Genomic DNA, 12,159 nt, shown 5'->3' on the forward strand with positions numbered 1-12,159 from the left:
TCGGCAACGACTGGATTGCTTCGTCGCAAGGGCTCCTCGCAATGACGGGGGATAGGGCGGTGCAGGGCTGCCATCTGCCGGCTTTCCGGGCTTGCGACGCCGCCGGGAGTCGCGTAATGGCTCGCTATGACAGCCCCCAGCAACACTTCCGTATCGCCGTCCGATCCGTCGCCGCATGTGGCCGCGGACATCCATGACAAGATTCTGATCGTCGATTTCGGCTCGCAGGTGACGCAGCTAATCGCGCGCCGCGTGCGCGAGGAGGGCGTCTATTCCGAGATCGTGCCGTTCAACAAGGCCGAAGCCGCCTTCGCCGAGATGAAGCCCAAGGCCGTGATCCTGTCCGGCGGCCCGGCCTCGGTGCTCGACCATGACGCTCCCGCCGCACCGCTGTCGATCCTCAATGCCGGCATTCCCGTGCTCGGCATCTGCTACGGCGAACAGACCATGGCGCAGCAGCTCGGCGGCACCGTCGAAGCCGGTCATCACCGCGAATTCGGTCGCGCCAAGATCGAGATCACGGACGACTGCGCGCTGTTCGACGGCGTCTGGGAGAAGGGCGGCCAATATGACGTCTGGATGAGCCATGGCGACCGCGTCACCACGCTGCCGGAAGGTTTTCGCGCCGTGGCGAAGGCGCCGGGCTCGCCGATTTCGGTGATCGCCGATGATGTCAGAAAATTTTATGCGATGCAGTTTCACCCCGAAGTGGTGCATACGCCGGACGGCGCCAAGCTGATCCGCAACTTCGTGCGCAAGGTCGCCGGCCTCACCGGCGACTGGACCATGCGCGCGTTCCGCGAGGAAGCGATCGAGAAGATCCGCTCCCAGGTCGGCACCGGCCGCGTCATTTGCGGTCTGTCCGGCGGCGTCGATTCCGCTGTCGCGGCGGTGCTGATCCACGAGGCGATCGGCGACCAGCTTACTTGCGTGTTCGTCGACCACGGCATGCTGCGCAAGGACGAGGGCAAGACCGTCGTCGAGCTGTTCCGCGGCCACTACAACATCCCGCTGGTCCACGTGCAGGCTGAAGAACTGTTCCTCGGCAAGCTTGCAGGGGTCACCGATCCCGAGCAGAAGCGCAAGATCATCGGCAGCCTGTTCATCGACGTGTTCGATGCCGAGGCCAAGAAGATCGGCGGCGCGGATTATCTCGCGCAGGGCACGCTGTATCCCGACGTGATCGAGAGCGTGTCGTTCACCGGTGGCCCGTCGGTGACCATCAAGTCGCACCACAATGTCGGCGGCCTGCCGGACTTCATGAAAATGAAGCTGGTCGAGCCCTTGCGCGAACTGTTCAAGGATGAGGTCCGCGTGCTCGGGCGCGAGCTCGGCCTGCCGGAAATCTTCGTCGGCCGACATCCGTTCCCCGGTCCCGGCCTCGCGATCCGCTGCCCCGGCGAGATCACCTCCGAAAAACTCGACATCCTGCGCAATGCCGACGCGGTCTATATCGACCAGATCCGCAAGGCCGGCCTCTACGACAAGATCTGGCAGGCCTTTGCGGTGCTGCTGCCGGTGAAGACCGTGGGCGTGATGGGCGACGGCCGCACCTACGAATTCGTCGTCGGCCTGCGCGCGGTGACCTCCACCGACGGCATGACCGCGGACTTCTACCCGTTCGACATGAAGTTCCTCGGCGAGACCGCGACGCGCATCATCAACGAGGTAAAGGGCGTCAACCGCGTGGTGTATGATATCACCAGCAAGCCGCCCGGGACGATCGAGTGGGAGTGAGGCCGGTCGAAGCGAGCAGGGTTCGTCCATGTCGACCAGCCGAGCCGATCTAGCCGACTTCAACTACTTCCTTGCGATCGCGAGGCATCGCAGCTTTCGTCGCGCCGGGCTGGAGCTCGGTGTCAGTGCCTCTGCATTGAGCCATGCTCTCAAGAGCCTGGAAGCGAGGATCGGCGTCCGTCTGCTCAACCGGACCAACAGGAGCGTCACCCTCACGGCCGCTGGCGAGGAGTTTTTTGCCGCGCTGGTGGGGCCATTCGAGGCAATCGCAGGCGCAGCCTTGGCACTCGACCGGCATCGCGACGAACCGATTGGCCGTATTCGCCTTAACGTCATGCAGCATGCCAGTGCGCTTCTGCTCGCCCCGGTTCTTCCCGTGTTCGTCGAGCGCTACCCGGACATCGAAATCGATGTCCAGGTTTCCAACCATCTGTTGGACGTCGTGCAGGCGGGGGCAGATGCCGGTATCCGCTACGGTGGCACGGTGCCTGAGGACATGGTGACGCAACGGCTTTCGGCCGAAATGCGGTGGGTGGTAGCAGGCGCTCCGGCCTATCTGGAGAAGCACGGCGTTCCTCTGCACCCTCATGATTTGCTCAATCATCGTTACCACCGCATCCGGCTTGGCAATGATCGCATCTACCATTGGGACTTTGAGCGCGGCGAGGAGACGTTCGCGCTCGACGTCCCGGGCGCAATCACCATCGACGACACGCCCTTCGCCGTCGCGCTGGCGGCGGCCGGTGCGGGGCTGGCTTACCTGCCAGAGCCTTATGTTCTGTCGCAGGTGCGCCAGGGCGCCCTCCGCCTCGTCCTTGAAGATTGGGCCTCCATGGGCCGTGCAGCCTGACTTCCCCCTGTAGGCAGGGGCTTTTCACACGTCGGGCTAGCCAAGGGAACAGTCGCTACGCCTTGCCGGGCGCGTTCGTCGATCTGGGTCAGCTGCGCCCGCCAGCATTGGACGCAGAGCGGAAAGGTCTGGCCGACTCGTGCGCGAAGAACCACGATTTTGCCATTTCCGTTGCCACGATGTAGCCACCGACGATCGCCACCACAGCAGCCAGTTCCATAGTCGAAAGCGGCACGAAGCCGAACAGCGCACTTGCCTCGCCGAGGAACGGAACCGCAAACGTCGCGGCCGCGACAACAAGGGTTGACCACAGCAGCAACCGGCTTGGGCTACTGCTGAAGGCAGGCTTGCGGGTCCGCAGAACGAGCACCACCGCCAGCTCGGTGAGCAGCGAGATCATGAACCACGAGGTCTGGAAGGCCGCCTGGCCGGCTTGAAAGATGTAGAGCAGGACGCCGAAGGTCAGCAGGTCGAAGACCGAGCTGATCAGGCCGAATACAATCATGAATCTCTGGATATCCTTGACGCTCCAACGCTGCGGGCTGGAGACGCGCTCGGGGTCCACATTGTCGCTGGAAATCGCGAGCGAAGGCAGATCTGACAGGAAGTTGTTGAGCAGGATCTGTTTGGCCGCCAGCGGCAGGAAGGGCAGAAGCGGCGTAGCCAGCGCCATGCTGATCATGTTGCCGAAATTCGCGCTGGTGGTGATCGAGATGTACTTGAGCGTGTTGGCGAAGGTGCGACGCCCGTCCTCGACACCCTGGCGCAGCACGTCCAGATCCCGGCTGAGCAGGAAGATGTCGGCGCTCTCGCGGGCGACGTCGACGGCTTCGGCAACCGAGATGCCCACGTCGGCGGCGTGTAGCGCTGGCGCGTCGTTGATGCCGTCGCCCAGATAGCCGACCGAATGGCCGGTGCGCTGCAAGGCGCGAACGATGCGCTCCTTCTGCTGCGGGTCGATCTCGACAAAGAGGTCGGTGCGCGGCGCGAGGTGCCACAGCGCCTCGTCCCTCATCCCCGCCAGATCCTCGCCTGTCAGCATTGACGCGGCGTCCAGCCCCACCGCCTGGGCCATGTGCGCGGTGACATGGCGGTTGTCGCCGCTGATCACCTTGATGGCGATGCCGAGCCGGGCGAGGTTCCCGATCGTTTCCCGCGCTTCGGGCTTCGGAGGATCGAGGAACACGAGGAAGCCGCGAAACACCATGTCGCGCTCGTCGTCGTGGTCATAGTCGGACTTGGCGGCAACGCGGCGTGTGGCCAGCGCGAGAACTCGGAAACCCTCTTCGCCTTTTGCCTTGAACACGGCGTCCAGGTTTGCGCGCGCAACTTGGTCCAGCGGCACCTCGGCGCCATCGCGCTCGAACGCCGTGCAACTGTCCAGAACATTCGAGAATGCACCCTTGGTGACGATCAGGTGATTTCCGGGGTCGGCGCTCTCAGCCACCACGATGGTCAAGCGGCGGCGTACGAAGTCGTAGGGGATTTCGTCGATCTTGGTCAGTCCTGCGGTCGTTAGTCCGGCCGATGCACCGGCAGCAATAATGGCGGCATCCAGCGGGTTCTCGATCCCTGTCTCGAGCGCGGCATTGACATAGGCGAGCCGCCGCAACTCGTCCGATGGCTGGGCCGCCGCATCCAGCACCTCGCTCAGCACGATGGTGCCTTCGGTCAGCGTGCCAGTCTTGTCGGTACACAGCACGGTCATGCTGCCCAAGTTCTCGATGGCATCGAGACGCCGCACGATCACCCCGCGCTTGCTCATGGCGCGTGCGCCGGCGGAGAGCGTCACGCTGATGATCGCAGGCAGGAGTTCGGGCGACAGTCCGACGGCCAAGGCCACCGCGAAGAGCAGCGACTCGATCACCGGGCGGTCGAGCAGCAGGTTCACCGTCAGGACGAACAGGACGATGATCACCATCACGCGGATCAGCAGATAGCCAAACTGCCGAACACCGCGCGCGAAGTCGGTTTCGGGCTGGCGCGCCCGCAACCTCGCGGCAATGGCGCCAAATTCCGTCCGGTGACCGGTCCGAACGACCATGACCTTCGCCGTGCCGCTGCGCACCGAGGCGCCCAGAAATACGGTGTTCGTCCTTTCGGCAAGCGCGGCATCGGGGGCGACGACGCCGGGCCGCTTCTCGACCGGAAAGGACTCGCCCGTCATGCTGGCTTCGCTGACGAGGAAATCCTGCGTCTCAAGGATGATCCCATCGGCGGGGATCAGATTTCCGGCCGCCAGAAGGATCACGTCGCCGGGTACGATCTGCGTCACCGGCAGCACCTGTTCCGCCCCGTCGCGCAGGACGCGTGCCGTCAGCGCGAGGCGTTTCTTCAATTCCTCGACCGCCGTCGAGGCCCGGTACTCCTGATAGAAACTGAGAAGCGAGCTGCCCAGTACAATGGCCAGGATGATCCCCGCATCCACCCATTGCTGAAGAACAAGGGAAATGGCCGCCGCAAAGGCCAGGATCAGGACGAGCGGGCTTTCAAACTGCCGCAGCATAAGGCGCAGGGCGCTCAGGCGCGGCGCATCCTCGACGCTGTTGGGGCCCACGGTTGCAAGCTGCGATGCCGCCCGATCCGACGTGAGACCGCCCGGTCCCGCGCCCAGAGACGCGGCCAGGGCAGTGGGGTCCTCGTTCCAGTACCTCGCGTCACGCGCTGCGTCTGCCATGGGCTGCCCCCAGCATCCGGGATGGGTCGCTGCGGCGCGGAGACGCGATCAAACCACGGTTCCGAACAGCGCACCGGTCCCCGCCGTCAACGTCATGGCAAGCGCGCCCCAGAAGGTCACACGCAGCGTCGCCTCCATCACATTTGCACCGCCCGCGCGCGCGCCAATCGCGCCGAGCAGGGCCAGAAACAGGAGAGAAGCGACGGTGGCTCCTACCACCAGCGCGGATCGTGGTATCAGCAGAACCATCGCCAATGACATTGCGGCCCCGACGGCGAAGGTCGCGGCCGAGGTCAGTGCCGCCTGGATGCGGGCATGGGCCCCCAGAGCGTCCCTGGCTATCAACTGGTCCGCGACCTGTTGCGCCAGATCGGGCGACACGCTGCGGTCGATGTAGATTCGCGCCAGTTCCTCGCGTTCGAACTCGGGCTGGGTGGCGAGTTCGGCGCGCTCGCGCGAAAGGTCGGCCTGTTCTGTGTCGTACTGCGAGCTGACCGAGACATATTCGCCTGCCGCCATCGACATGGCGCTCTGTCACAAGTCCCGACACGCCCGCCACGAGCACCTCGGAGGTCGCGGCCGAGGCCGCCGCCACGCCGACGATTAGACTTGCGGTCGAGACGATGCCGTCATTCACACCCAGCACTGCCGCCCGCAGCCAGCCGATGCGCGAGACGAGATGAGATGCGGGATGCGTATTTAGGCGCGACATGTCAGGTCCCAAGTATTATTGCTATAATATTACGCCTCGGGCGTGTGCTTTGATAGCCAGAACAGGGGAGTTGGAAACGAAAAGGTGATCGTGGAGCCGATTCATCGGTCGGGCATAAAGAGCTTGGATGTTACTGTGGCAGCTCGTCACTTCGGCAGCCGATGTGCAAAAGGCCCGCAAGAGCAGGTCTTATGTAGAAAATGCCGATTTCGGCGGTGTCGGCGTTGAACGGAAGAGCGCAAGGGAAGCTGTCAACAAGACGTCGCATCGGATTTGCGACTGCAGCATCCGGCCAACCTGGAAGTGGATGATCTATGAGCTACACAATCAATCGGATGATCTCCGAGGCGGGCATCGACGACATCGACGCTCGCGCGCGAAAAGCGCTTGCGGACCATGGCTTCGGCGTCCTGACCGAAATCGATGTCAAGGCGACGATGAAAAAGAAGCTCGATATCGAGATGAAGGGTTACCGAATTCTGGGCGCCTGCAACCCAAAGATGGCGCATCAGGCAATCGGCATCGAACCGCGGGTAGGCGCGATGCTTCCCTGCAACGTCATCCTGCGGGAGGTTGAGGGCGGCGTTGAAGTCAGCGCCGTCGATCCGGTAGCCTCGATGCAAGCGATCGAGAACACTGAACTCATCAGCGTTGCGAGGCAGGTGCGGGATCTGCTGGCCGACGCGGTTGCCGCGATCTAGGTGCTTGTGGCGGGTCGTTGGCAGCAATCAGGTTTCAGACCGCGTCCAATTTGATAGTACGGAAGATGACATCGGCCAGCAGAGCCTGCTATCGAAACGTGCGTGACGGTACTTTTTCGGTCCTCGCGGTCGACAAATTACCACTGCTAATCGGGCTTCCGGGGGCAATCGACCCCGATAGATGCTGGAACCGTAAGAATATTTTCTCGGGTGATTTCCCAATGAAATCAAAAGCGTAGATTTTTGACGGCCTCGCGGTCGGCATCTGCCCGTCTGTGGCCAGATTTGTCTCATCAATTTCAATGGTTATGGTGTTCTTGAATGTAAGAATGGAAATAATCCAGACCCATCCGGCAAATCCGGTCCGGCGCCAAGGCGCGTGATCGGCGCGGTGATCCTGGTCTGACAGAGTAATCCGCTGTCCTATCTCGCCAGTAGTTCGGCCAGAAGCTGGTTGGGGAACCGTCGGTTCAGGATGATGGCATAAAAGCTCTCGGAGAGATGGGGAATACGACAGTGCTCGACGAGAGCGCCGGATTCGAGTTCATCCCGCACCACAATCGGTGGCACCAGGGTCACGCCTTCGCGCTCACGGGCCAACAAGCGAAGCATCGCCATATCGTCGACTTCGGCCAGGATGATGGGGCGTATGCCCGCCAGTTCAAGAAGTCGATCGAAGGCGATCCGGATGTCGCTGTCGAGGCTGGGAAGCAGGATCGGCTCGCTGCGCAAATCTTCTGGAAAGCGAAACGGCGCTTTGCCAGGTCTCGGCCGCCCGACCAGGCTGACGGGCTGTTCGTTGAGGAGATGGTTGCGAAACGGCGCGCGTGCGTCCCTAGGAGCGGCGCTGTTGGACAGCACCACATCGATCGCGTGCGCTTCAAGCTGCGCCAGAAGGTCGCGTATGGTTCCGGAACGCACGATCAATTCCACGTCGGTACGGCCGACCAAGGGGTGCAGGAATTCGAGCTGGAAATTGCGCGACAGGGTCGTCAGCGCGCCGACCCGCAAGACCTGGCGGTTTGCCAGTGGGCGTCCGTCGAGGGTGCTCATCAACTCGTCGCCTGCCTGGAAGATAGTGTCGGCATAGTCGAGCGCGATCTGGCCGGCCTCGGTCAGAACGAGGCGTTTGCCCACGCGCTCGAACAATGGATGAGCGATCTGATGTTCAAGTTTCTGGATCTGCACCGATAGCGCAGATTGCGACAGGTTCAGCCGTTCGGCGGCGCGCGTGAGGCTGCCTTCATGCGCGACCGCCCAGAAATACCGAAGGTGGTTGAAATTCAGGTTTTTCATATCGTTCTATAAAACAGAACGATAAGCGTGGAACAATGAATTTCTATCGCTTTTTTCCTTTTGGTACTGATTTCCCATCCGCATGATGCGCTGAGGGGAAATTCTTTGCTGATTGATCTGTTGCCCTATGCCGCCCCGTTCGCGCTCCTGCTTGCCGCGGCCGTCGGCTTTTCGAAATCCGGCCATAGGCCGCCGATGCTTCCCCGGTTGGCCGAGGCTCTGGCCCTGGTCGCTCTGGGGGTGGCGATCGTTTCGGCCGTCTTGCTGATGCTGCGCGGGGCGGATGCGCGGGGGATGGGGGGGGCGATCCACCTCGACGCGGTCAGCAGCGTGATGTCTCTGTTGGTGTCGTTCATCGGCTGGGTCGTGGTGCGCTATGCGGCCACCTATCTGGACGGTGAAGCCCGGCAGGGCGCGTTCACGGGCTGGCTTTGCATGACACTGGCGTCAGTCCTCGTGCTGATCCTGTCGTGGAATCTGGTCCAGCTTGTTGTGGCCTGGATCGCGACGAGCATCTTTCTGCACCGGCTGCTGCTGTTCTATCCCGAGCGGATCGCCGCGCAGCGGGCGGCCGCCAAGAAATTCGTCACCGCGCGGATCGGAGACGTGGCGTTGATTGTGGCAGCAGTGCTGCTGGCGCTGGCCTACGGAACGACCGAGATCGGAGCGATCCTGAGTGCAGCGCGCGCTGGCGATGGCGGCGCACTGGCGCTCGGCGCGGCGGGCTTTCTGGCCGTGGCTGCGCTGCTGAAATCGGCTCAGTTTCCGACCCATGGTTGGCTGACCGAGGTGATCGAAACCCCCACACCCGTCTCTGCGCTCCTGCACGCCGGTGTCATCAACGCCGGCGGATTTCTGCTGATCCGCTTTGCGGACGTGATGTTGCTGGCACCCGGCGTGCTGGCTGTGCTGGTCATGATAGGCGGGTTCACCGCACTGTTTGCGGGACTGGTGATGCTGACCCAGCCCGCGGTGAAGACGTCGTTGGCGTGGTCGACGGTCGCTCAGATGGGCTTCATGATCCTGGAGTGCGGGTTGGCGCTCTTCCCGCTCGCTTTGCTGCATATCGTGGCCCACTCGCTCTACAAGGCGCATTCGTTCCTCGCTTCGGGCGGTGCGGTCGAGTTGATCGCCGCCAATCGTCGGCCTGGTCCTGTCGCCATTCCCAAGGCCGGCGCCGTCAGGCGCGCTTTCTTCCTCGCGCTCGCTATCTACGCCGTCGTCGGAGTCGGTTTTGGCATCCGGCACGAGTCGCCGCAGGCCATTGCACTGGGCGCGATCCTGATCTTCGGCGTTGCCTATATGCTAGCTCAAGGGCTGGCGGACGCCGCACCGAGGGCCTTGACCCAACGCACCATTGTCTATGCCGTCGCCACGTCCGTCAGCTATTTCGCCCTGCAACTCTTCGTGGTCTGGCTGACGTCGAACGTACTGCCCGCCGCCCCCCCGCCGGGGCCGTTGCAGTGGGTGTTGATCGTTCTTGCGGTATTCAGCTTCGGTGTCGTGGCGGTCGTTCAGGCGATGTTTCCGCTCTGGGCGTACCACCCGGCAGCCGCCGGGCTGCGCGTACATCTCTCTAACGGTTTCTACGCCAACGCTGTTTTCGACCGGCTGCTGCACGGCTGGCGGCTGGCGGCTGCGCAACGCATCCCGGTCAGAATGGAGAACGAGCAATGACGACTGCAAAGCCTTCTATCGAGCACGACGCAATGGCGCTAATTGCTGCCGCCGATCAAGCTGCACAGGCGATCCCGCCGGTCTGGCCCTTGGCGTCAAGTGTCGCAGTCAATCCATTCCTCGGCCAGACCCACGAAAGTCTCGCCACGGTGGCCGCCCGGCTGGCGCGGGTGGCGGGCGCGCCGGTCACCATGCCGCGAAGCTGGTATCGCGAGCGGATCACCGATGGCAGCATCACCGATGCCGATCTTTCGGAGGCGCTGGCGATTGCGCCGGTCGCGTTGCGCCCCTCGAACCTTGGGTTGCTGATGGCGGCGGTCCAAGGATCGAAACCGGAGGTCAGCGCATTGCCGACGGTTGCTGATCTGGCGGCGGAGGTGTCCGGGATCAATTGGCCGGGTTTCATCGCCGAGCGTTTCGGGGCGTGGGCGGCGGGTTATCTCGATGAGGGACAGGCGCTGTGGGCCGCACCACGCGGTCGAGGCGCCTACGCCGCTTGGCGGGCTGTCGCGACTCACGATCTGACGCCGGAGATTGTTGGCCTGTCGGGCTTTGCAACCCATGTCTCGGAGGCACCGGAAACCGCGGCAGATGTGCAGGCGAGGGTCGTGCAACGCCTCGGTATTCCAATGGCGGCTGCACAAACCTACTTCCACCAAATGCTCATCACGCTAGGCGGCTGGGCGCAATATGCGCGCTACCAGCGCTGGCAAGCCGAGCTTGGTGGTACGACGGATACGACCATCACCGATTTCTTGGCGATCCGCCTGATCTGGGAAGAGGCTCTTTTCGATCGCTACGAGCACCAGATCGGTGCTCGCTGGCAGTCTGTCGTCGCCAAGCATGCCTTGCCCGTCCAAGCGACTGCCGACCATGTTGTTGACGCCATCCTGCAGGAGGCCCTGGAACGCTCGGCGCAAAGGAGGCTGGCTGAAACGCTTGCAGCGCAAAGCCCGGCGGTCGCAGAAGCCCGGCCTGCGATACAGGCCGCCTTTTGTATCGATGTGCGGTCGGAGGTTTTCCGGCGAGCGCTGGAATACGTCAACCCTGCGATCCAGACCCTGGGGTTCGCGGGCTTCTTTGGCCTGACGGCCTCGCACCGCCGCTTCGCATCGGACGTCAGCGAACACCGGCTGCCGGTGTTGCTGAACCCCGGCATGACCACCCGTTCGGGCGGTCCCAAAGACGCCGCAGCGGATCAAGCCGCGCGGTTCAAGGCCCGTGCCAGACGGGCTTGGGGCCGGTTCAAATTGGCCGCCGTGTCGTCCTTTGCGTTCGTCGAGGCGACGGGACCGATTTACGTCAGCAAGCTCGTGAGCGATGCGCTGGGACTGCGCGCCACGCCTGCGCCGAACGATCCCGCGCCGCGTCCTGATTTGCCCTGGGATACCGGGGCACGAACCCGGTCTGCCGAGACCGTGCTGCGCGCCATGTCATTGACGGCGAACTTTGCGAGGCTGGTGCTTTTCGTCGGACACGGCGCCAATGTGGTCAACAACCCCCATGCCAGCGGGCTGCACTGCGGCGCCTGCGGCGGCCATTCCGGCGAGGTCAATGCACGGCTGCTGGCCGCCCTGCTAAACGACGTTGAGGTTCGCACTGGCCTGGTTGCGCAAGGGATCGATATACCGGCGGATACCCTGTTCGTCGCCGCCCTGCATGACACGACAACCGACGCCGTCACGCTCTATGACAAGGACACCTATTCTGCAGCACATCTGCCGGACATGAGTCAGGCACGGCTTTGGCTTGCTGCCGCGGGCAAGATCGCCCGGGGCGAGCGGGCCTTGCGCCTGCCCCGCGGGGCAGGGGAGCGCAGCCTCGCCAGGCGAAGCCGCGATTGGGCTGAGGTGAGACCGGAATGGGCACTGGCGGGCTGTAGTTCGTTCATTGCCGCGCCACGCGTACGTACTGCTGGCAAGAACCTGGCAGGCCGCGCCTTCCTGCACGACTATCAATGGAAGGCCGACCGGGACTTTGGCGTTCTCGAACTGATTTTGACGGCGCCGGTGGTGGTGGCGAGTTGGATCAGCCTGCAATATTACGGATCGACGGTCGCGCCCGAGGTGTTCGGTGGCGGCAACAAGCTCTTGCACAATGTCGTCGGCGGCATTGGCGTCGTCGAAGGCACCGGCGGCGTGATGCGGGCGGGTCTCCCCTTGCAGTCGGTCCATGATGGTGAACGCTATGTTCATGAGCCGCTTCGCATGTCGGTCTGTATCGAGGCGCCGCGTGAGGCGATGACCGACATCCTGGCGCGGCATCCAGGCGTGTGTGCCCTGTTCGACAATCGTTGGCTTCACTTGTTCGCGCTCGACGACGCCGGCCGGATGGCATGGCGATATATTGGCGACCTGGATTGGGCACCGGTCCATGGGGAAGAGCGGACGACGGCTTTCCCTGAAATTGCGGCCTGATTGGCTGAAGCGGGCAGCTGGAACGGCCGACGCTCTCGATCCGATCGCAGTGGATTCTAATATGGATAAGGTAGCACGCCGAACTGGCTGGC

Annotated in this window: 7 protein-coding genes and 1 pseudogene; 5 read left to right on the forward strand and 3 right to left on the reverse strand. The window is 63.2% G+C overall.

What is annotated here, in order from left to right; all coding sequences use genetic code 11:
• The first annotated feature begins 126 nt into the window (after window positions 1-126).
• Both guaA and FIU28_RS12085 read left to right on the forward strand, forming a co-directional pair.
• Window positions 127-1,737, forward strand: a complete 1,611-nt coding sequence (gene guaA / locus FIU28_RS12080; protein ID WP_143573203.1) for a glutamine-hydrolyzing GMP synthase — start codon at window positions 127-129, stop codon at window positions 1,735-1,737.
• A gap of 28 nt (window positions 1,738-1,765) precedes the next feature.
• Entirely contained in the window at window positions 1,766-2,587 is an 822-nt protein-coding gene (locus FIU28_RS12085; RefSeq protein ID WP_143573204.1) for a LysR family transcriptional regulator, read from the forward strand.
• A gap of 88 nt (window positions 2,588-2,675) precedes the next feature.
• Here FIU28_RS12085 and mgtA read toward each other — a convergent pair whose 3' ends face one another.
• Window positions 2,676-5,264: a magnesium-translocating P-type ATPase gene (gene mgtA, locus FIU28_RS12090; RefSeq protein ID WP_143573205.1), complete on the reverse strand. Its 2,589-nt coding sequence runs from the start codon at window positions 5,262-5,264 to the stop codon at window positions 2,676-2,678.
• Between the two features lie 48 nt (window positions 5,265-5,312).
• Window positions 5,313-5,976 (reverse strand): annotated as a pseudogene (locus FIU28_RS12095) (VIT1/CCC1 transporter family protein).
• 314 nt (window positions 5,977-6,290) lie between these two features.
• Between FIU28_RS12095 and FIU28_RS12100 the strand changes: the two are divergent.
• Complete coding sequence (locus FIU28_RS12100; RefSeq protein WP_143573207.1) at window positions 6,291-6,677, forward strand: DUF302 domain-containing protein; 387 nt, start codon at window positions 6,291-6,293, stop codon at window positions 6,675-6,677.
• Between the two features lie 423 nt (window positions 6,678-7,100).
• Here the strand turns inward: FIU28_RS12100 and FIU28_RS12105 are convergent, their stop codons facing one another.
• On the reverse strand, window positions 7,101-7,973 hold the full coding sequence (locus tag FIU28_RS12105; RefSeq protein ID WP_143573209.1) for a LysR family transcriptional regulator: 873 nt from the start codon (window positions 7,971-7,973) through the stop codon (window positions 7,101-7,103).
• Window positions 7,974-8,078: 105 nt separating this feature from the next.
• On the opposite strand from FIU28_RS12105, the gene FIU28_RS12110 reads away from it, so the two are divergent.
• Window positions 8,079-9,650 (forward strand): proton-conducting transporter transmembrane domain-containing protein, encoded by a 1,572-nt coding sequence (locus FIU28_RS12110; protein WP_143573211.1) that lies wholly within the window; start codon window positions 8,079-8,081, stop codon window positions 9,648-9,650.
• Window positions 9,647-12,067, forward strand: coding sequence for a YbcC family protein (locus FIU28_RS12115; protein WP_143573213.1), 2,421 nt, complete (start codon window positions 9,647-9,649; stop codon window positions 12,065-12,067). The genes FIU28_RS12110 and FIU28_RS12115 overlap by 4 nt, the downstream gene beginning before the upstream one ends.
• The last annotated feature ends 92 nt before the right edge of the window (window positions 12,068-12,159 follow it).

The sequence above is a fragment of the Tardiphaga sp. vice154 genome (genome assembly GCF_007018645.1).
GTDB lineage: Bacteria > Pseudomonadota > Alphaproteobacteria > Rhizobiales > Xanthobacteraceae > Tardiphaga.

Excerpts from the sequence above, each read along its gene's own strand:
- FIU28_RS12105 (WP_143573209.1), bottom strand. The coding sequence starts at position 7,973 with ATGAAAAACCTGAATTTCAACCACCTTCGGTATTTCTGGGCGGTCGCG.
- FIU28_RS12085 (WP_143573204.1), top strand. The coding sequence starts at position 1,766 with ATGTCGACCAGCCGAGCCGATCTAGCCGACTTCAACTACTTCCTTGCG.
- FIU28_RS12100 (WP_143573207.1), top strand. The coding sequence starts at position 6,291 with ATGAGCTACACAATCAATCGGATGATCTCCGAGGCGGGCATCGACGAC.
- FIU28_RS12115 (WP_143573213.1), top strand. The coding sequence starts at position 9,647 with ATGACGACTGCAAAGCCTTCTATCGAGCACGACGCAATGGCGCTAATT.
- mgtA (WP_143573205.1), bottom strand. The coding sequence starts at position 5,264 with ATGGCAGACGCAGCGCGTGACGCGAGGTACTGGAACGAGGACCCCACT.
- guaA (WP_143573203.1), top strand. The coding sequence starts at position 127 with ATGACAGCCCCCAGCAACACTTCCGTATCGCCGTCCGATCCGTCGCCG.